The 19,271-nt window shown below is 71.8% G+C and carries 18 protein-coding genes and 1 riboswitch; of the genes, 13 read left to right on the top strand and 5 right to left on the bottom strand.

The window, feature by feature from the left end; genetic code table 11:
* Window positions 1–97 precede the first annotated feature (97 nt).
* From CLV40_RS15770 to CLV40_RS15790, 5 genes are all read left to right on the top strand, one after another.
* Window positions 98–379, top strand: a complete 282-nt coding sequence (locus CLV40_RS15770) for a DUF167 domain-containing protein (protein ID WP_104479649.1) — start codon at window positions 98–100, stop codon at window positions 377–379.
* A gap of 137 nt (window positions 380–516) precedes the next feature.
* Window positions 517–1,998 carry a potassium/proton antiporter gene (locus CLV40_RS15775; protein WP_245931319.1) on the top strand — a complete coding sequence of 494 codons (1,482 nt, stop codon included), beginning with the start codon at window positions 517–519 and terminating at the stop codon, window positions 1,996–1,998.
* Between the two features lie 100 nt (window positions 1,999–2,098).
* Window positions 2,099–2,215, top strand: a riboswitch (SAM riboswitch).
* 17 nt (window positions 2,216–2,232) lie between these two features.
* Window positions 2,233–3,618, top strand: a complete 1,386-nt coding sequence (locus CLV40_RS15780) for an aminotransferase class V-fold PLP-dependent enzyme (protein ID WP_104479651.1) — start codon at window positions 2,233–2,235, stop codon at window positions 3,616–3,618.
* Window positions 3,619–3,655: 37 nt separating this feature from the next.
* A complete protein-coding gene (gene lspA, locus CLV40_RS15785) occupies window positions 3,656–4,255 on the top strand; it encodes a signal peptidase II (RefSeq protein ID WP_181043527.1) in 600 nt (199 codons plus the stop codon).
* A gap of 41 nt (window positions 4,256–4,296) precedes the next feature.
* Window positions 4,297–5,181 (top strand): RluA family pseudouridine synthase, encoded by an 885-nt coding sequence (locus CLV40_RS15790; protein WP_104479771.1) that lies wholly within the window; start codon window positions 4,297–4,299, stop codon window positions 5,179–5,181.
* A gap of 461 nt (window positions 5,182–5,642) precedes the next feature.
* Here CLV40_RS15790 and CLV40_RS15795 read toward each other — a convergent pair whose 3' ends face one another.
* The gene (locus tag CLV40_RS15795) at window positions 5,643–6,626 is read right to left on the bottom strand and encodes an AsnC family protein (protein WP_104479773.1); all 984 of its coding nucleotides are present in this window, start codon (window positions 6,624–6,626) and stop codon (window positions 5,643–5,645) included.
* A 91-nt stretch (window positions 6,627–6,717) separates the two neighbouring features.
* Window positions 6,718–7,353 (bottom strand): nucleoside/nucleotide kinase family protein, encoded by a 636-nt coding sequence (locus CLV40_RS15800; RefSeq protein ID WP_104479652.1) that lies wholly within the window; start codon window positions 7,351–7,353, stop codon window positions 6,718–6,720.
* A 148-nt stretch (window positions 7,354–7,501) separates the two neighbouring features.
* On the opposite strand from CLV40_RS15800, the gene dnaE reads away from it, so the two are divergent.
* Both dnaE and CLV40_RS15810 read left to right on the top strand, forming a co-directional pair.
* Entirely contained in the window at window positions 7,502–11,038 is a 3,537-nt protein-coding gene (gene dnaE, locus CLV40_RS15805) for a DNA polymerase III subunit alpha (RefSeq protein WP_104479653.1), read from the top strand.
* Window positions 11,039–11,109: 71 nt separating this feature from the next.
* Window positions 11,110–12,324, top strand: a complete 1,215-nt coding sequence (locus CLV40_RS15810) for a cytochrome P450 family protein (RefSeq protein WP_104479654.1) — start codon at window positions 11,110–11,112, stop codon at window positions 12,322–12,324.
* 122 nt (window positions 12,325–12,446) lie between these two features.
* On the opposite strand, the gene CLV40_RS15815 is transcribed toward CLV40_RS15810, so the two are convergent.
* Window positions 12,447–13,031, bottom strand: coding sequence for a DUF3558 domain-containing protein (locus CLV40_RS15815; protein ID WP_245931320.1), 585 nt, complete (start codon window positions 13,029–13,031; stop codon window positions 12,447–12,449).
* Between the two features lie 14 nt (window positions 13,032–13,045).
* Window positions 13,046–13,420 (bottom strand): hypothetical protein, encoded by a 375-nt coding sequence (locus CLV40_RS15820; protein ID WP_245931321.1) that lies wholly within the window; start codon window positions 13,418–13,420, stop codon window positions 13,046–13,048.
* 269 nt (window positions 13,421–13,689) lie between these two features.
* Between CLV40_RS15820 and CLV40_RS15825 the strand changes: the two genes are divergently transcribed.
* The 6 genes from CLV40_RS15825 to CLV40_RS15850 all read left to right on the top strand — a co-directional run bounded on the left by CLV40_RS15825 (window position 13,690) and on the right by CLV40_RS15850 (window position 18,512).
* On the top strand, window positions 13,690–14,253 hold the full coding sequence (locus tag CLV40_RS15825) for a hypothetical protein (RefSeq protein ID WP_146108046.1): 564 nt from the start codon (window positions 13,690–13,692) through the stop codon (window positions 14,251–14,253).
* Window positions 14,250–15,509, top strand: coding sequence for an adenosylmethionine--8-amino-7-oxononanoate transaminase (locus CLV40_RS15830; RefSeq protein ID WP_281261663.1), 1,260 nt, complete (start codon window positions 14,250–14,252; stop codon window positions 15,507–15,509). The genes CLV40_RS15825 and CLV40_RS15830 overlap by 4 nt, the downstream gene beginning before the upstream one ends.
* A 49-nt stretch (window positions 15,510–15,558) precedes the next feature.
* On the top strand, window positions 15,559–16,275 hold the full coding sequence (gene bioD / locus CLV40_RS15835; RefSeq protein ID WP_104479657.1) for a dethiobiotin synthase: 717 nt from the start codon (window positions 15,559–15,561) through the stop codon (window positions 16,273–16,275).
* A gap of 110 nt (window positions 16,276–16,385) precedes the next feature.
* Window positions 16,386–17,411, top strand: a complete 1,026-nt coding sequence (gene bioB / locus CLV40_RS15840; protein ID WP_104479658.1) for a biotin synthase BioB — start codon at window positions 16,386–16,388, stop codon at window positions 17,409–17,411.
* Window positions 17,412–17,421: 10 nt separating this feature from the next.
* Window positions 17,422–17,625 (top strand): biotin synthase auxiliary protein BsaP, encoded by a 204-nt coding sequence (bsaP, locus tag CLV40_RS15845; RefSeq protein ID WP_104479659.1) that lies wholly within the window; start codon window positions 17,422–17,424, stop codon window positions 17,623–17,625.
* A 188-nt stretch (window positions 17,626–17,813) separates the two neighbouring features.
* Window positions 17,814–18,512: a DUF2567 domain-containing protein gene (locus tag CLV40_RS15850; protein WP_245931322.1), complete on the top strand. Its 699-nt coding sequence runs from the start codon at window positions 17,814–17,816 to the stop codon at window positions 18,510–18,512.
* Window positions 18,513–18,555: 43 nt separating this feature from the next.
* Here CLV40_RS15850 and CLV40_RS15855 read toward each other — a convergent pair whose 3' ends face one another.
* Entirely contained in the window at window positions 18,556–19,236 is a 681-nt protein-coding gene (locus CLV40_RS15855; protein WP_104479660.1) for an LON peptidase substrate-binding domain-containing protein, read from the bottom strand.
* Window positions 19,237–19,271 lie beyond the last annotated feature (35 nt).

Genomic DNA, 19,271 nt, shown 5'->3' on the forward strand with positions numbered 1-19,271 from the left:
CTCCGGCGACGAGTCCGGCCCCGGGGCGCCGCTAGGGTGCGTTCGTGAACCCGCCCCGCGTCCGGCCCTGGACGCTCCACTGTGGACCGATCGGCTGATGGGGTTCCGGTTCGGCGTCCGGGTCAAGCCCGGCGCGCGCCGGGCGGCCGTCGGCGGGCGGTGGTCCGACGGCGCGCTCGTCGTCGCGGTCGCCGCGCCCGCGGTCGACGGGAAGGCGAACGAGGCGGTCCGCCGCGCGCTCGCGGCGGCGTTCGGGGCGCGGCCGCGGGACGTGGTGATCGCGGTGGGCGAGCGGGGGCGGGACAAGGTCGTGGAGATCGACCCGGTTCCGCCGAACGCGGAGACCACACTGGACCGGTTGCTCGACGCGGGCGCGTGAACGACGGCGCCGGCGCGCGACCCCGGTGACCGGCTTCCGGTGCTCGCGAACCGTGACCGCTTTGCCCGGTGCGAGCGCTTCCGGGTCGGCAAGGGACAATGGTTCCGACGCGAGACGGGTTACGGCCGGGAGGTGGCGTGCACGAGCTGACCAACGCGCTGGGGATCGGCGCGGCAGTATTGCTCGTGGCGGTGCTCGCGGTCCGGTTCTCGGTCCGCCTCGGCCTGCCCTCGCTGCTGCTGTACCTGGCCCTGGGCTTGGTGATCGGCGAGTCCGGGCTCGGCATCGAGTTCTCCAACGCCGAGCTGACCCAGTCCCTCGGTCTGGCCGCGCTCGTGCTCATCCTCGCCGAGGGCGGGCTGACCACCCGCTGGCGCGAGGTCAAACCCGCGCTGCTGCCCGGGATCGCACTGTCCACAGTGGCCGTTGTGGTCACCGTCGGCATCACCGGCGCGGGCCTGCACTGGCTGCTGGGCTTCGAGTGGCGCTACGCGCTGCTGTGGGGCGCGGTGCTCGCCTCGACCGACGCGGCCGCGGTGTTCAGCGTGCTGCGCTCGCTGTCGGTCAGCAGGCGGCTGGTCGGCTCGCTGGAGCTGGAGAGCGGCATCAACGACGCGCCCAGCTACATCGCCGTGGTGGTGCTCGCCTCCTCCGACAGCGTGGACTGGCTGCTGTCGCTGACCGCGCTCTACGAACTCGGCGCGGGTGCGCTCATCGGCCTGGCGCTCGGCTGGCTCGGCGCCCAGGCGCTGCGCCACGCCGCGCTGCCCGCCACCGGCCTCTACCCGCTGGCCACCGTCGCGGTGTGCGTGCTCGCCTTCGCCTGCGGCCAGGTCGTGCACGCGTCGGGCCTGCTGGCCACCTACCTGTCCGCGCTGGTGCTCGGCAACTCCAAGCTGCCGCACCGCTCCGACACGGTCTCCTTCGCCGAGGGGATGGGCTGGCTGGCGCAGATCGGCCTGTTCGTCCTCTTGGGACTCTTCGCCTCGCCGGACCGGCTGCTCGACGCGCTGGTCCCCGGCCTGGTCGCGGGCGCGGTGCTCACCTTCGTGGCCCGCCCGGTCTCGGTGCTGATCTCGGTGCTGCCGTTCCGCATGCCATGGCGGGAGCAGGTCTTCCTCTCCTGGGCCGGTTTGCGCGGCGCGGTGCCGATCGTGCTGGCCATGATCCCGCTGTCGCAGGGGTTGCCGGGCGCGCAGAAGCTGGTGGACGCGGTCTTCGTCCTGGTGATCGTGCTGACCCTGCTGCAGGGCACCACCCTGGGTTTCCTGGCCCGGCTGCTCGGGCTCAGCGCGGGCGCCAGCCCGAAGGAGGTCGAGGTCGACGCGGCCACCCTCGACGAACTGGACGCGGAACTGCTCCAGGTGACCATCCCCGAGGGCTCCAAGCTGCACGGCGTCTACCTCTCCGAGCTGCGCCTGCCGCCGGGCGCCACGGTCAGCCTGGTCGCCCGGGCGGGCGGCGGGTTCACCCCCGAGTCCACCACCCGGTTGCAGCAGGGCGACCAGATCCTGATCGTCGCCACCCAGCGGGCCAGGGCCGCCACCGAGACCCGCATCCGCGCCGTCGACCGCGCCGGCCGCTACGCCCGCTGGAAGGGGGTGACGGGGGAGGAGTAGCCGCCGGGTCTTGGGGATTCCCGCCCGGGGGTGACGACGCTCTCATTCCCCGGGCGCCCACTCGCGTTCGCGGCGGGTCGTCCGCTATGGTTTTCGCCAAGGTATTGAGTGCCAGCGCTAAACCCCGGTTTGCTGGCCGGCAACCCTCCTCCGCGGTGGGGTGCCCCGGGTGAAGACCTGGTCCTCCCGCGTGGTGCGGGGCGGACAAGCGCGGACCCCTCGAACCCGGGTCCCATGACCTGGAAGGTCCGTCCCGTGACGCTCGCCGTGTCCGCCGTGCCCACCGCCCGCGCCGAGGCCGCCCCGCTGCCGCTGCCCGAGGTGCCGACCGTGGCCGGTGCCCGCCTGCTCGTCCCGCTGGTCGACGGTACCCGCGTCGGCTACGCCAACCTCGACCACGCGGCCAGCGCGCCCTGCCTCGACACCGTGCGCGACGCCGTGGACGAGCTGCTGCCCTGGTACGCCAGCGTGCACCGCGGCGCCGGGTTCGCCTCCCAGGTCAGCACCAAGGTCTACGAGCAGGCCCGCGACGTCCTGCGCCGCTTCGTCGGGGCCCGCCGCACCGACACCGTCGTCTTCACCCGCAACACCACCGACAGCCTCAACCTGCTCGCCCGCGCGGTGCCCAAGGGCACCTCGGTCGTGCTGTTCGACACCGAGCACCACGCGGCGCTGCTGCCGTGGCGCGGCCCGAACGTGCGCCGCGTCGAGGCGCCCGCCACCGCGGCCGAGACCGTGCCCGCCCTCGAAGCCGCGCTGCGCCGGTGCCCGGAGGGTCCCCGGCTGGTCGTGCTGACCGGTGCCTCGAACGTGACCGGTGAGCTGTGGCCGGTCGCCGCGCTGGCTGAGGTCGCGCACCGGTACGGCGCCCGGGTCGTGCTCGACGCCGCGCAGCTCGCGCCGCACCGGCCCGTGCGCATCGGCGAGCTGGGCGTGGACTACGTCGCGGTGTCCGGCCACAAGCTCTACGCCCCCTTCGGCGGCGGCGCGCTGATCGGCCGCGCCGACTGGCTGCAGGCCGCCGAGGCGTACCTGGTCGGCGGCGGCGCCACCGCGCAGGTCGTCGACCACGGCGACCGGCTGGGCGTGGCCTGGTCCGCGGTGCCCGAGCGGCACGAGGCCGGGTCCCCGAACGTGGTCGGCGCGCACGCGCTCGCGGTCGCCTGCGAGACGCTGTCGGCCAACTGGGACGCCGTCGTGCTGCACGAGCGCGCGCTGTTCCGCAGGCTGCGCGCCGGGCTGGCGAGCGTGCCGGGGCTGCGGGCGCTGAGCCTGTTCGAGGAGGACGGCGACCGCGTCGGGGTGGTCAGCTTCACCGTCGACGGGATCGAGTCGGGGCTGGTCGCGGCGGTGCTGTCGGCCGAGTACGGGATCGGCGTGCGCGACGGCGCCTTCTGCGCGCACATCGCGACCCGACGCCTGCTGGGCCGCGTCGGCGCGGGGGAGCAGCGCGCGGTGCGGGTCAGCATCGGGCTGGGGACCACGGCCGAGCACGTCGACCGGGTGGTCGCGGCGCTGCGCACGCTGGTCGCCGACGGTCCGGGTGTGGCGTACGCGGTCGTCGACGGGCGGTGGGCGCCGGTCGAGGACACCCGTCCGCTGCCGCCGTTCCTGGCCTGAGGTCCGGGCGGGCGCGCCGACCGTGGACAATGGCTCGGTGAGCACCGAACACGACAGCGGCGGCGACGTCCCGTCCGAGGGCGCCGTGGACACCCCCGGCGAGCAGAAGGCCGCGCTGCCGCGACGTCGCCTGGTGCTGCTGGTCGCGGCGCTGGTGGTCTACGCGCTGGACCTGGTCACCAAGATCATCGTGGTGGCCACGTTGGAGGGCGAGGCGCCGATCCGGGTGCTCGGCGGGCTGGTGTACCTGCAGCTGATCCGCAACCCGGGTGCGGCCTGGGGCATGGGCACCGGCATGACCTGGGTGTTCACCCTGGTCGCCGCCGCCGTCGTGGTCGCCATCATCTGGATCGTGCCCAAGCTCCGGTCGACCGGCTGGGCGCTGGGCCTGGGCCTGGTGCTGGCGGGCGCGCTGGGCAACCTGACCGACCGGTTGTTCCGCGCCCCCGGCGTGCTGCACGGCCACGTGGTCGACTTCATCTCGCCGTTCGCGCCGAACGCGGACGTGTTCCCGGTTTTCAACGTCGCCGACGCGGGCATCTCGGTGGGTGGCGCGCTGATCGTCCTGATGGCGCTGCTCGGCCGCGACTACGACGGCACCGTCACCCGCCGCGCGAAGGAGAAGGGCGCTTCGTGAGCGAGTCCCGCACCCTCCCCGTCCCCGACGGCCTCGACGGCATGCGCGTCGACGCCGGCCTGTCCAAGCTGCTCGGCCTGTCCCGCACGGTCGTCGCCGCGATCACCGAGACCGGCGGCGTGCTGGTCGACGGCCGCCCGGCGGGCAAGTCCGACCGGCTGCTGGCGGGCTCCTGGCTGGAGGTGACCCTGCCCGAGCCGGAGCGCCCGGTCGAGGTCCGCGCGATCCGCGTGGAGGGCATGGAGATCCTGCACGAGGACGACGACGTCGTCGTGGTCGACAAGCCGGTCGGCGTCGCGGCCCACCCCAGCCCCGGCTGGAGCGGCACCACCGTCATCGGCGGCTTGGCGGCCGCGGGCATCCGCGTCTCCACCTCGGGCGCCGCCGAACGCCAAGGCGTGGTCCACCGACTGGACGTCGGCACCACGGGCGTGATGGTGGTGGCCAAGAGCGAACACGCCTACACGGTCCTCAAGCGCGCCTTCAAGGAGCGCACGGTCGAGAAGCGCTACCACGCCCTCGTCCAAGGCCACCCCGACCCGAGCGTCGGGACGATCGACGCGCCGATCGACCGCCACCCCCGCCACGACTACCGGTGGGCCGTGGTGGCAGGCGGAAAACCCAGCATCACCCACTACGAAACCATCGAGGCCTTCCGCGCGGCGTCGCTGCTGGACGTGAAGCTGGAAACCGGCCGCACCCACCAGATCCGCGTCCACTTCTCGGCCCTGCGGCACCCCTGCGTAGGAGACCTCACGTATGGCGCCGACCCGGCCCTGGCCAAGCGCCTCGGCCTGAGCCGCCAGTGGCTGCACGCCCGGACCCTCGGCTTCCACCACCCGGCGGACGGGACGTGGGTCGAGTTCACGAGCGAATACCCGCCGGACCTCGCCTCGGCGTTGGGTGTGCTGGAAGCGGACTACTGATCACGGTTTCTCCTCGACGTCCGTGGAGTCGGAGTCCGATTCACCTTCGGAGCGCTTCAACTCCACGGACAGTTCGAGCAACCGCCCGGCTCGCGCGGTGAGCTTCATACTTGTGACATCCCTCGACCGCGCGGCGCGAACCAGCAACAGGGCAGTCGCGAGTACGGCTAGGACCACGATGAGCACCGTGTAGGACCAACTCAAGGCACAGCTCCGCCGAGTAGAGCCGGTCCGAGTCTGCCCAGCCGTAGCGAAACCACCTTGTTCAGTTATCGGCACCAATCAATGGTGCCGTGGGTGCTCCCAAATGAGGTCGACGGGCTCTAACTCGGCTGCGCCGGGCGATCCCTTCGAGTGAGGAGGGCAGCGCAGAACCTGTTGACCCAGCACGGTGATCTTAGACTGCTCGGGGCAGATGGGGTAGTGAGTCGGGCGAGCCGGGGCGGTGCGTTACCAATCCGTCAGTTCTCGACGGTCCAGGTCAGCGTCAGGGCTTCCTCGTCCGGTCGCGGGCTCCACCGCACCGACGTGATCTGCACGTTCTCCGGCACCACGTAAACCGTGTGCCCACCCGCGGTCTCCCCGGGCTGCACGCCGATCCGGTGCGGCGGCCGCGACGACAGCGACACCGGGGCCTTCGAGATCGTCTCCCCCGCGGGGGTCGCCAGGACCAGGTACAGGTCCGGCAGCGTCGAGAACGGCACCGCGCCGCGGTTCGTCAGTTCCGTGTGCACCACGATCGACCGCTCACCCGGCTGCAACCGGTAGCCCGCCGCCGTGAACAGGTAGTCCGCCGGGTCCACGACCTCCACCAGCTGGATGGCCAACCGCTCGCCCTCCAGGCCGTTGGTCTCCAGGGTCGCGCCGACGCGGCCCTGGCGCTGGGCCGCGGGCTGGGTCCGGTCCATCGACCCGGCCAGGGGGGACTGCTGGTCGCCGCGCGCCCAGCTCGACGACTGCGGCGGGCCCCAGGTGTTGATCGGCTCGGACACCGGGACCGGCTGGCTCGGCGGACCCGCCTGCACCGGGGTCGGCATGCTCGGCGGACCGACCGGCGCCGGGAACGGGGTGCTCGGCGGGCCCGTGCGCACCGGGCCGCTGTGGTGCGCGTAGTTGGGCGGCGGCACGTACTGCGGGATCGGCTGCTGCACCTGCTGCACCTGCTGCACCTGCTGCGGCGGCTGGTAGGGCGGGTACCCCTGCTGCGGTTGCTGCTGCTGGTAGTACGGCTGCGGCGCCATCCGCGCCAGCGCCGCCCGCAAACCGTTCGGGTCGCACTCCACGCCGACGAGCAGGGGCAGGCCGGAGCCGGAGAGCGCGACCAGGCGCGAGGCCACCTCGCGGGGGTCCATGCCCAACCGCGCGGCGATCTCGTGCACCGCGGCCCTGCCCATGTCGGCCACCACACCGAGCAGGCGGGCATCCACCGGATCCGTCACGACCACGGACGGTACCCGGTCGCCCCCGCCCCCGCCCCGGAAGCCGGGTTCGCCGCGGGTCACGGTTGGCGATCTTGAGCGGTCGGTGATCGGCTGGTCACACCGGGGTGTCGTCGAGCACCGCCGGGTGCCTCGGGTCGTCGACCCGGACGCCGGTGTCCGCCGAGTGCAATGGGCGCACCTCGGCGTCGTACCTGGCGAACGCGGGCAGCGCCCAGTGCTCCCCGACGGGCAGCCGCCGGGCCAGCGCGGGCGCCGAGAGCCACAGGTGCGCCGACAGCTCGTGCGGCAGCCCCCGGCCCAGCAGCAGCTCCCCGTCGACCAGCAGCACCCCGCCCGCGCCGACCGCGGTGTAGTCCGCCCGGCTCGCCCGGTCCGCCGCCGCGTCCCAGTACGTGGTCAGCACCTTCCCCGACCCGCCCGGCCCGAGCGGGTCCAGCGCCTCCCGGCGCAGCGCCCCCTCGTCCAGCCACAGCTCGTACCGCGCGTCCGGGTCCGCCCGGCCGCGCTCGAACCGCAGCGACGCGGGCCGCAGGTAGTCCGCCGCCGACACCCGGACCACCGGCCGCCCCAGCACCCGCAGCCGCTCGCCGACCGCGTCGGCCAGCGCCCCGACCCCGCTCGGCGGCGCCCCGTCGAGCAGCACCCGGGTCCACCCGGCGCGGTCGCGCGCGTCGACGGTCGCGGTCAGCTCATCGGCCAACACGTCCGGTGACACCGGCCGGAATCTCATCGTCCTCCTCGGTCCGCGACTGGGGTTATAATCTCGCGGTTTCGGCGTTTTCCCTGTAATGCCAAGACATCCGCCACCGCAGCATGACACCCGGCGCGTCGCGCACCCGCTGCCGGACCTGAACGGCCGGGGTCGCTAGGGTGTCGTCGTGGCTGACTCCTTCGCTCACCTCCACGTGCACACCGAGTACTCGATGCTCGACGGAGCGGCGAAGCTCAAGGACATGTTCGCCGAGTGCGAGCGGCTCGGCATGACGTCCGTGGCGATCACCGACCACGGCCACACCAACGGCATCTACGACTTCTTCCGCCAGGCCAAGGGCGCGGGCATCAAGCCCGTCCTGGGCATCGAGGCCTACATCGCGCCCGCGTCCCGGTTCAGCAAGGAGCGCGTGCGCTGGGGCGACCCGGGCCAGAAGAGCGACGACATCTCCGGCTCCGGCGCGTACACCCACCAGACGATCTGGGCGCGCAACGAGACCGGCCTGCGCAACCTGATGAAGCTGTCCAGCCTGGCCTCCATGGAGGGCCAGCTCGGCAAGTGGCCGCGGATGGACCAGGAGCTGATCGCCGAGCACGCCGAGGGCCTGATGGCCACCACCGGCTGCCCGTCGGGGGACGTGCAGACCCGGCTGCGCCTCGGCCAGGACCAGGAGGCGCTGGAGGCCGCCGCGGTCTGGCAGGAGATCTACGGCAAGGACCACTTCTACGTCGAGCTGATGGACCACGGCATCGAGATCGAGAGCCGGGTCCGCGGCGGGCTGGTCGACGTCGCCCGCAAGCTGGACATCCCGTTCGTGGTCACCAACGACTCGCACTACACCTTCAAGGACGAGCGCGAGTCGCACGACGCGCTGCTGTGCGTGCAGACCGGCAAGACCCTGCAGGACCCGACCCGGTTCAAGTTCGACGGCGACGGCTACTACCTCAAGTCCCCCGACGAGATGCGCGCGGTCGACGCCTCCGACCCGTGGCAGGAGGGCTGCCGCAACACCCTGCTGATCGCCGAGAAGGTCGACACGGCGGGGATGTTCGAGTTCCGCAACCTGATGCCGCGCTTCCCGATCCCCGACGGCAAGACCGAGGACGAGTACTTCCGCGAGCAGGTCTGGGAGGGCATGCGGCGGCGCTTCCCCGGCGGTGTGGACGAGGTGCACACCCAGCAGGTCGAGTTCGAGATCGGCGTCATCCTGCAGATGGGCTTCCCGGCCTACTTCCTGGTGGTCGCCGACCTGATCCAGTGGGCGAAGAACAACGGTATCCGGGTGGGCCCCGGCCGCGGCTCGGCCGCGGGCGCGCTCATCGCCTACGCGATGGGCATCACCGACCTCGACCCGCTGGCCCACGGGCTGATCTTCGAGCGGTTCCTCAACCCGGACCGGGTCAGCCCCCCCGACATCGACATCGACTTCGACGAGCGCCGCCGCGGCGACGTCATCCGCTACACCACCGAGAAGTGGGGCGCGGACAAGGTCGCCCAGGTGATCACCTTCGGCACGATCAAGGCCAAGGCGGCGATCAAGGACTCCGCCCGGGTGCTGTTCGGCCAGCCCGGCTACGCCATCGCCGACCGGATCTCCAAGGCGTACCCGCCCGCGGTCATGGCCAAGGACATCCCGCTCAACGGCCTGTTCGACCCGCAGCACAAGCGCTACGCGGAGGCCACCGAGATCCGCGAGCTGTACAACTCGGACCCGCAGGTCAAGGAGATCATCGACACCGGCCGCGGGCTGGAGGGCCTGATCCGCAACGCGGGCGTGCACGCCTGCGCGGTCATCCTCTCCGCCGAGCCGCTGATGGACACCATCCCGCTGTGGAAGCGGCCGCAGGACGGCTCGATCATCACCCAGTTCGACTACCCGACCTGCGAGTCGCTGGGCCTGCTGAAGATGGACTTCCTGGGGCTGCGCAACCTCACGGTCATCGACGACGCGCTGCGCAACATCGAGCGCAACGGCAAACCGGTGCCGGACCTGGAGACCCTGGGGCTCGACGACAAGGCCACCTACGAGCTGCTCTCGCGCGGCGACACGCTCGGGGTGTTCCAGCTCGACGGCGGCCCCATGCGCGACCTGCTGCGCCTCATGCGCCCCGACAACTTCGAGGACATCTCCGCGGTCGGCGCCCTCTACCGGCCGGGCCCGATGGGCGCCAAGTCGCACACGAACTACGCGCTGCGCAAGAACAAGCAGCAGGACATCACGCCGATCCACCCGGCGCTGGCCGAGGCGCTGGAGGACATCCTCGGCACGACCTACGGCCTGATCGTCTACCAGGAGCAGGTCATGGCGATCGCGCAGAAGCTGGCGGGCTACACGCTCGGCCAAGCGGACCTGCTGCGCCGGGCCATGGGCAAGAAGAAGAAGGAAGTGCTGGACGCGGAGTACGTCAACTTCGCGGCGGGCATGGAGCGCAACGGCTACCCCAAGGACGCCGTCAAGACCCTGTGGGACATCCTGGTCCCGTTCGCCGACTACGCGTTCAACAAGGCGCACTCGGCCGCGTACGGGCTGGTGTCCTACTGGACCGCGTACCTCAAGGCGAACTACCCCGCCGAGTACATGGCCGGTCTGCTCACCAGTGTCCGCGACGACAAGGACAAGGCCGCGGTCTACCTGTCCGAGTGCCGCAAGATGGGCATCACGGTGCTCCCGCCGGACGTCAACGAGTCCGAGAAGGAGTTCGCCCCGGTCGGCCAGGACATCCGCTTCGGCCTCGGCGCGATCCGCAACGTCGGCGCGAACGTGGTCGACTCGATCATCAAGTCCCGCGTGGAGAAGGGCGACTTCGCCGACTTCTCCGACTTCCTGCGCAAGGTCGACGCGTCGGCGTGCAACAAGAAGGTCGTGGAATCCCTGATCAAGGCGGGGGCATTCGACTCGCTCAAGCACCCGCGCAAGGGCCTGTTCCTCATCCACACCGACGCCATCGACGCGATCATGGAGACCAAGAAGGCGGAGGCGATCGGGCAGTTCGACCTGTTCGGCTCCGGCAGTTCGGACGACGCGGCCGACGTCTCCAGCGTGTTCGACGTGCGCGTGCCCGACGACCTGTGGGAGACCAAGCACCAGCTCGCGCTGGAGCGGGAGATGCTGGGCCTCTACGTGTCCGGGCACCCGCTCAACGGCGTGGAGCACATCCTCACCGCGCAGTCGGACACCACGATCGCGGCGATCCTGGAGGGCGGCATCGGCGACGGCGCCCAGGTCACCCTCGGCGGCATCCTCGCGTCGGTCAACCGCCGGGTGAACCGCAACGGCGAGTCGTGGGCGTCGGCGCAGCTGGAGGACCTGGCAGGCGGCATCGAGGTGCTGTTCTTCCCCAAGACCTACGCGGTGATCGGCATGGGCGTCCTGGAGGACGCGATCGTGCTGGTCAAGGCGCGGGTGGCGAAGCGGGAGGACCGCACGTCGCTGATCGCCAACGACCTCGCGGTGCCGGACCTGTCCAACGCGGCGGGCGCGCCGTTCCGGCTGAGCATGGCGGCCACGAAGTGCACGCCGCCGCTGGTCGCGCAGCTCAAGGACGTGCTGGGGGCGCACCCGGGGACCACCGAGGTGCACCTCAAGCTGATCAACGGGCCCCGGCAGACCCTGCTGCGGCTCGACGACGCGCTGCGGGTCAACCCGTCGCCGTCGCTGATGGGTGACCTCAAGGCCCTGCTGGGCCCGGGCTGCCTGTCCTGAGTCCGGTCACTCCGCGTGGTCGCGCGAACCGGGTAAGGTAGTTGGCATAGCCAACTACCCGAGGGGGAGTCATGTCCGTACAGGACGACCTGGTGCGGCTGCGGGACGAGCGGTTCTTCCAGCACCCGTACGAGGTCTTCGCCGAACTGCGCGAAGACGGCCCGGTACGGCGCGTGGTGCTGCCCCAGGGCGTGCGCGCGTGGCTGGTGACCCGGTACGCGGAAGCCCGAGCCGCCCTGGCCGACCCACGGCTGAGCAAGGACTACCGCGTCGTCGCCCCCTTGTTCGACCGGCACCGCGAACAGCCGCGCGGCCCAGTGGAGCGCGGCGCCGAACTGGCCGCCCACATGCTCAACTCCGACCCCCCAGACCACACGCGACTGCGCAAGCTGGTCACCAAGGCGTTCACCGTCCGCGGCATCACCGGCCTGCGCCCCCGGGTCGAGGCCATCGCCGCGGACCTGCTGGACAAGATGGCGGACCAGGACGAGGTGGACCTCCTGGACGCCTTCGCGTTCCCACTCCCCATGACGGTGATCTCGGAACTCCTCGGCGTCCCCGCCGACGACCGCGAGTCGTTCCGGGAGTGGACCAAGGTCGTGATCTCCCCCGCGTCGGGCGAGGAGATCAACGCCGCCGCGGCCGCCATGTGGGGGTACCTCACCAACCTCCTGGCGATCAAGCGCGCGGCCCCCGCCGACGACCTGCTGACGGCGCTGATCCAGGCGTCCGAGGACGGCGACCGGCTCAGCGAGACGGAACTGATCTCGATGACGTTCCTGCTCCTGCTGGCGGGCCACGAGACAACCGTCAACCTCATCGGCAACGGCGTGCTGTCCCTGCTCGGCAACCCGGACCAGCTGGCCCTCCTCCGCACCGACCCCACCCTCATCTCGGACGCGGTCGACGAGTTCCTGCGCTACGAGGGTCCCGTCACCCTGGCCACCATGCGCTTCACCAAAGAACCGATAACCCTGGGCGACACGGAAATCCCAAAAGACGAGTTCGTGGTCATAGGCCTCTCCTCGGCCAACCACGACCCCGCCCAATTCCCCTCCCCGGAACGCCTCGACATCACCCGCAAACAGCCCGGCCACATGGCGTTCGGTCACGGGATCCACTACTGCGTGGGAGCACCGCTGGCGAAGCTGGAGGGAGAAGTCGCCATCGCCGCCCTCCTGGCCAGATTCCCCAACCTGCGCTTGGCCGCCCCCCAGTCCAACCTGACCTGGCGAGAAAGCAACCTCATGCGCGGCCTGACCAGCCTCCCCGTACGCCTGCGCTGAGCACATGGCGCTTGTTCCCCATCAGGTCGCGACTCCATCGACTTCGCGTCGACCAAGGGACCTCGCGCGCATTGGCCTTGGGAGCAGGCTCGGCCCTGGTCGAGCGGACGCGCGTCAGCGGGCTACGGGAGTTGGGGCTCGAAGGCCTCGGCCAGCGATAGAGCCAACTCGCACGCTTTGGCGCGGTTCGCTCCCGCGACGACGAGTGCCATGGCATTGGACTTCTCCGTCACGGCGACGTTGACCGAACAGCTACCACCCACCAGGCTCGGTATCTGAACCGCTTCACGGCCGTTGATCGGTGGCAGTTCCCGCTTGTTCAGGTCGTCGGGAAGGTCCTTGAGCCCGGACTTGTCGTACAGGGTTATCCCGTAGTGGTACAGGTCTTCCTGCACCCGTTGCTTCCAGACGCAGGAGCGCCCCGAGCCGAGGTCGTCAGGCACTCCCTCGCCGGTGAGGCCGAGCTGTGACTTCCCGGCTGGTGTGAGGGCGTCACACGGGTCGAGCTTTGCCAGACCGCCGCTGTTGGACACCGACGTCTTGGGCGGCTGCTTCGTTGTCGACCGCGGTTCTGTCGTGGTGTTGGCCGACTCGTGCCCAGGCGCCGGTACAGCCACACCTTGGGTACCGGTTGAGCATGCCGAAGCGATCGTGGCGGCGGCGATGGCGGCGGCCGCCAGAGCGAGCCGCGGATTGCGAGACTTCAACTCGTGTGTCCTGTTCACTGTCCGGGGTAGTGGCCGGCTTCCGCAGCGTCCGCACTGTGGTAGTTCTTCATGGCGTCCTTGATGGCTGCTTTCGCTTCCTCCAGGGAATCGCGCAGCGCCATGACCTGGGTCACGAACCCGCGTTCATCTGTCGCCACCGACACCATGAACGGCTTCATGATGGCAGCCGCGTTGGTGCTACCCAGCTGCGGCTCCCGCGACAGGAGTTGGAAGTTGTACTGCTGGCCGTCGATCCAGTCGAGCATGTTCTGGATCGCCGTCAGCAACGCTTGGCCGCCGGTCTCGTTGACGGCGAAGCCGCCGTCGGTGGCGGCTGAGCGCAGCATCGCTACGCCTTCCACCATGCCGCCCGGTTCACTCGCGAACATGTTGTCCTCCCCGCATCGGGTCAAGCCTAGGTGGCGGGTCGTCGGTTCGTGTGTGGAACGGGGGCGCGCGGTGGGTGGGTAATGCCGGGTGTTTGGGGGTTGGTTGGGTAGCGTAGGTCGCTGTGCGGGGGCGTGGTGGTGACGTAGGCGCGGTGGTGGCTGCCCGGCTTCGGCGGGTGCGGCCCCGGTTGGCGTTGGTCGTTTTCGCTGGTCCCGCCCTCGGCCTCGCGCTCACACCGATCCTCGAAGCGCCGCTCGTGGGGCTTGCCGTGCCCGCTCTCCTGGCCGCGGCGGGCGTCCTCTACTTCCGCTCCCGCCGCTACCGCCCCCACCGCTGGCCGCACGCGGGCGCGCTCCTCGGCCTCCTCAACGGCGCCTACCTCACCGCCCTCACCCCCTGGCTCGCCCCGACCGCCCTCCTCGCCGTCCTCGGCTGGACCCTGGCCGCCAAGGCCCGCGCGCACGTCCTCGACCCGTACACCCCCGAACTCGCCGACTCACCGCTCGAGGTGCCCTGGCAGGCCCGGGGCGCGAAGGGGCTCGAACTCCTCGTCGCCCACGACCGGATCACGCTCACCGGGGGCCGCTTCCGCCTGGTCCGCCCCATGGTCGCGCTCAGCGGGGTCGGCACCGTCGAGCAGGTCATGGTCGCCCGGCGCGCGACGTTGCCCGTGCCCGGGGTCGGGGAGTTGCGCGTCACGGTCACGCCCGGGCCCGCCGTGCGCATCACGGTCCCGCCGGGGGAGTGGATCCTGCCGACCGACCACGGCCGCGAGATCGCCAGGTTGGTGGCCCGCCGCAAGGAGATCGCCGGGGTTAGCCTGGGTCGGTGACGTTGGTTGCGCTTGATCGCGCGCACGTGTGGCACCCCTACGGACCCATGCCCGGCACGCAGACGCCGCTCGTCGTCGAGTCGGCCGAAGGTGTCCGGTTGCGACTCGACGACGGCCGGGAACTGGTCGACGGCATGTCCTCCTGGTGGGCCGCCATCCACGGCTACCGCCACCCGGTGCTCGACGCGGCCCTCAAGGCCCAGGCCGACAAGATGAGCCACGTCATGTTCGGCGGCCTCACCCACGAACCCGCCGTACGCCTGGCAACGAGGCTCGTCGAGATCACCCCCGAACCGCTGCGGCACGTCTTCCTCTGCGACTCCGGCTCCGTCGGCGTCGAGGTCGCGGTCAAGATGGCCCTGCAGTACTGGCGTTCCCGAGGCAACACCCGCAAGACCCGCCTCCTCACCTGGCGCGGCGGCTACCACGGCGACACCTTCCACCCCATGAGCGTCTGCGACCCCGACGGCGGCATGCACGGCCTCTGGCGCGGCGTCCTGCCCACCCAGGTCTTCGCCGACGAACCCCCTGCCGCCTTCGAACACGACTACGTCGCCCACCTCGCCGACACCATCGAGGCCCACGCCGACGACCTCGCCGCCGTCATCGTCGAACCCGTCGTCCAGGGCGCGGGTGGGATGCGCTTCCACGACCCGCGCTACCTGCACGTCCTGCGCGAGCTCACCCTCGCCAACAACGTCCTGCTGATCTTCGACGAGATCGCCACCGGCTTCGGCCGCACCGGCGAGCTCTTCGCCGCCGACCACGCGGGCATCGCCCCCGACATCATGTGCCTCGGCAAGGCCCTCACCGGCGGCTACCTCAGCATGGCCGCCACCCTCTGCACCGCAGCCGTCGCCGACGGCATCTCCCGGGGCGAGGTCCCCGTCCTCGCGCACGGCCCCACCTTCATGGGCAACCCGCTCGCCGCCGCCGTCGCCCTCGCCTCCACCGACCTGCTCCTCGGCCAGGACTGGCGGGGCACGGTCAAGCGCATCGAGTCCGAGCTGACCCACGGCCTCGCCCCCGCCCGCGACCTGCCCGGTGTCCGCGACGTGCGGGTGCTCGGCGCGATCGGCGTCGTCCAGCTCGACCACCCCGTCGACCTGGTGAAGGCGACCGACGCCGCGACCGCGGCGGGCGTCTGGCTGCGCCCCTTCCGCGACCTCGTCTACACCATGCCCCCGTTCACCAGCGCCGAAGCCGACGTCGCGGCGATCACCCGGGGGGTGCTGGCCGCGGCCGCCGCGGGCTGACCGGTGGTCATGGGATCGTCGGTCACCGGGGGAGCTAGCCTGGTGCACCGTGAGTGTCCTCGTGATCACCGGGACCGGCACCGGCGTCGGCAAGACCGTCGTCACCGCCGGGATCGCCGCGCTCGCCCTGGCCAGGGGACTGCGGGTGGCGGTGCTCAAACCCGCCCAGACCGGCGTCGCCGCCGGGGAACCCGGTGACCTGGCCGACGTCACCCGGCTCGCGGGCGGGGTGACCGCGCGCGAGCTGCGCCGCTTCCCCGACCCGCTGGCCCCCGACACCGCCGCGCGCCGGATCGGGATGCCGCCGGTGCGACCCAGCGAGGTGGCGGGCGCGGCCGTCGAGCTCGACCACACCCACGACCTGGTGCTCGTCGAGGGCGCGGGCGGCCTGCTGGTCCGCTTCGACCCCGACGGCGGCACCCTCGCCGACGTCGCCTGGGCGCTCAACGCCGAGGTCGTCGTCGTCGCCCGCGCGGGTCTGGGCACGCTCAACGACGTCGCCCTCACCGCCGAGGCGCTGCGCAGGCGCGGCGTCACCTGCGCCGGGCTGGTCGTCGGCGCCTGGCCCGCCGAGCCCGACCTGGCCGCCCGCTGCAACCTCGACGACCTGCCCGTGGTCGGCGGCGCCCCCGTGGTCGGCGCCTTCCCCGACGGCGCGGGCGGCTTACCCCGCGCCGAGTTCACCGAGGTCGCCCGCCGCTCCCTGGCCCCCGCCCTCGGCGGCGACTTCGACGCCAAGGACTTCGCCGACGCCCACCCCGCCTGACCCCCGAGCGTGAGATTCGTCGCTGATCGGCGCGCTGCTCATACGGCAGACTGACCCCGATCCGGTGACCCCGGGCATCGAGCACCACACGACCAGCAGGAGGAACGATCGTGACCGCAGCCGCCGAGCGAGCCACGACCACCGATGTGCTCGCGGTCGCGCGCGAGCAGGTGCTCGACCGCGGTGTCGGCCTCACCGAGGCGCAGGTGCTCGACGTGCTGCGGCTCGACGACGACCGCCTCGACGACCTGCTCGCCCTCGCGCACGAGGTGCGGGTGCGCTGGTGCGGTCCCGAGGTCGAGGTCGAGGGCATCGTCAGCCTCAAGACCGGCGGCTGCCCCGAGGACTGCCACTTCTGCTCCCAGTCCGGCCGGTTCCCCAGCCCCGTGCGCTCCGCGTGGCTGGACATCCCGGGCCTGGTCGAGGCCGCCCGCCAGACCGCGGCCACCGGCGCCACCGAGTTCTGCATCGTCGCCGCCGTGCGCGGCCCCGACGCCCGGCTGCTCTCCCAGGTCCGCGACGGCATCAAGGCCATCCGCGACTCCGGCAACGACATCCAGATCGCCTGCTCGCTGGGCATGCTCACCCAGGAGCAGGTCGACGAGCTGGTCGCGATGGGCGTGCACCGCTACAACCACAACCTCGAAACGGCCCGCTCGCACTTCCCGCAGGTGGTGACCACGCACTCCTGGGAGGAGCGCTGGGACACCCTGCGGATGGTGCGCGAGGCGGGCATGGAGGTCTGCTCCGGCGGCATCCTCGGCATGGGGGAGACCACCGAGCAGCGCGCCGAGTTCGCCGTCCAGCTCGCCGAGCTGGACCCGCACGAGGTGCCGATGAACTTCCTCATCCCGCAGCCGGGCACCCCGTACGAGCAGTACGAGCCGGTACCGGGCCGCGAGGCGCTGAAGCTGGTCGCCGCGTTCCGCCTCGCCATGCCGCGCACCATGCTGCGGTTCGCGGGCGGCCGCGAGCTGACCCTGGGCGACCTGGGCGCCGAGAAGGGCATGCTCGGCGGGGTCAACGCGATCATCGTCGGCAACTACCTGACCAACCTGGGCCGCCCCGCGCAGCAGGACCTCGACATGCTCGCCGACCTGAAGATGCCGATCAAGGCGCTCAGCGACACGCTGTAAAGGAGTTCGGGTGTTCTGCGTGCATTGCGGCCTGCCCGAGGCCGAGGGCGACCACCCCGGCTGCCGCGGCCCGCGCGCGGCCCTGGAGCCGCCGCGCTTCTGCCCGGACTGCGCCCGGCGCATGGTCGTGCAGGTGACCCCGGTCGGGTGGTCTGCCCGGTGCAGCAGGCACGGCGAGACGACCAGCGCGGGCACGCCGGCGCTGACGGAGTAGGCCCTGTTCATTTCCTCCCGCCACCCACCCCCACGTCCCCGCCCGGCATCGTTCCCGACCTGGCGTGCCCGCGGTTGCCGAGCCGCTGTGGCCGCGAGCACGAAGCTCCGGCACACGGGCTAGTCTCGCGGGAGCGGGCCGTGACGGTCCGACACCAACGGACAGGTCTGGCAGGCGGAGGTCACGGCGTGGCGGAACACCCGGTGCGGTCGCAGGACACCAGCGACGGCGCTCAAGGAACCGCCGCGGACCACGAGCACGCCCCCGCCGACCAGGGCACTCCGGGTGCGCAGACCGCGTGGGGGCGGCACCACGACGTGCCCGACCTCCCCGCCTACCCGGGCGCGGTCGACCCGTGGGCGTGGTCGCACCGGCCCGCGCGGGTCGCGGTGCGGCGCGACCTCATCCCGGCCGTCAGCGTGCTGTCCGCCGTCTCGGTGTTCGGCCTGGCCGTCGGCTGGCTGTGGTCCGCCCTCGCGCCGGGGATGCTGGTGCAGGTGGTGGACGAGGGCAAGCTCGCCGCCATCCGCACCGAGAGCTACCACCGCTTCGACGACCTCGTGCTGTTCATGCTGCTCGGTCTCGGCGCGGGCATCGTCACCGGCGCCGCCGTCTGGCTGCTGCGCGAACGCCGCGGCCCGGTGGTCTTCGTCGCCGCCGTCGTGGGTTCGGCCGTCGCCGCCTGGCTGGCCTACCAGGTCGGTCTGTCCTGGGCGGGGTCCCGCTTCCCGCTCCCGGACGCCCCCAAGCTCGGCGACGTCCTCGACCTCGCCCCCCGCCTGGAATCCGCCTGGGGTCTCATCGCCTGGCCCCTGGGCACGGCCATCGCCTACGGCCTTGCCGCTGCCTGGAACGGCCGCGACGACCTCGGCCGCCGCCTGGGCTAGTCCGTCCCGCCACCCGACCGGGTGGCGGGAAGGCGGAACCATCTCAGTTCATGCTGATGGGGGTGCTGAACTCCGAGGGCGGCGCCGGGACCGCGTGCAGCGCCGACAGGATCCCGGCCTCCCGGTTGAGCAGTTCGCCGACCAGGCGCAGCCGGTGCAGGGGACGGGTCTCCTCCAGCAGCCGCTGGCGGTCCTCCAGGCTCAGCAGGCAGTCCGCGGCCAGGGCGTGGGCCAGCTCGCACAGGGCCATGTCGGCCTCGGGCTCGCTCCAGTCCTCGGTCTGCCAGGCGGCCGTGCAGTAGCGCCGGTGGGCCGCGCGCGCGGCCTCGGCCAGCATCGACACCGAGTCGGCGGCCACCGTCGGCTGCTCGGCGTCGGGCACCCACTCGACCGTGCCCATCAGGTACGGCGCGGCGGTCGCGTCGACGTCCAGCAGCCGGAAGCGGCGCTCACCGGTGGTGACGATGTCGAAGCGCCCGTCCGGCAGCCGCTTGGCCTCGCGCAGCTCCGCCGAGCAGCCGATGGCGCACAGCTGGGACACGTCGGTCACCTCGTGGTCCATCGATGGCCGCAGCGCGACCACCCCGAACCGGCGCTCGGGCAGCGCGCCCGTCATCAGGTCGACGGTCAGCTGGCGGTAGCGCGGTTCGAAGACGTGCAACGGCAGGTTCGCCCCGGGGAGCAGCACCGCCCGTAGCGGGAACAGCGGAAGCGAATCGGCCACGCGACAACGCTACGACGAAGCGCCGACACCCGCTG

The organism is Actinokineospora auranticolor, assembly GCF_002934265.1.
GTDB lineage: Bacteria > Actinomycetota > Actinomycetes > Mycobacteriales > Pseudonocardiaceae > Actinokineospora > Actinokineospora auranticolor.

Excerpts from the sequence above, each read along its gene's own strand:
- CLV40_RS15770 (WP_104479649.1), top strand. The coding sequence starts at position 98 with ATGGGGTTCCGGTTCGGCGTCCGGGTCAAGCCCGGCGCGCGCCGGGCG.
- CLV40_RS15780 (WP_104479651.1), top strand. The coding sequence starts at position 2,233 with ATGACCTGGAAGGTCCGTCCCGTGACGCTCGCCGTGTCCGCCGTGCCC.
- CLV40_RS15790 (WP_104479771.1), top strand. The coding sequence starts at position 4,297 with ATGCGCGTCGACGCCGGCCTGTCCAAGCTGCTCGGCCTGTCCCGCACG.
- CLV40_RS15800 (WP_104479652.1), bottom strand. The coding sequence starts at position 7,353 with ATGAGATTCCGGCCGGTGTCACCGGACGTGTTGGCCGATGAGCTGACC.
- CLV40_RS15810 (WP_104479654.1), top strand. The coding sequence starts at position 11,110 with ATGTCCGTACAGGACGACCTGGTGCGGCTGCGGGACGAGCGGTTCTTC.
- CLV40_RS15820 (WP_245931321.1), bottom strand. The coding sequence starts at position 13,420 with ATGTTCGCGAGTGAACCGGGCGGCATGGTGGAAGGCGTAGCGATGCTG.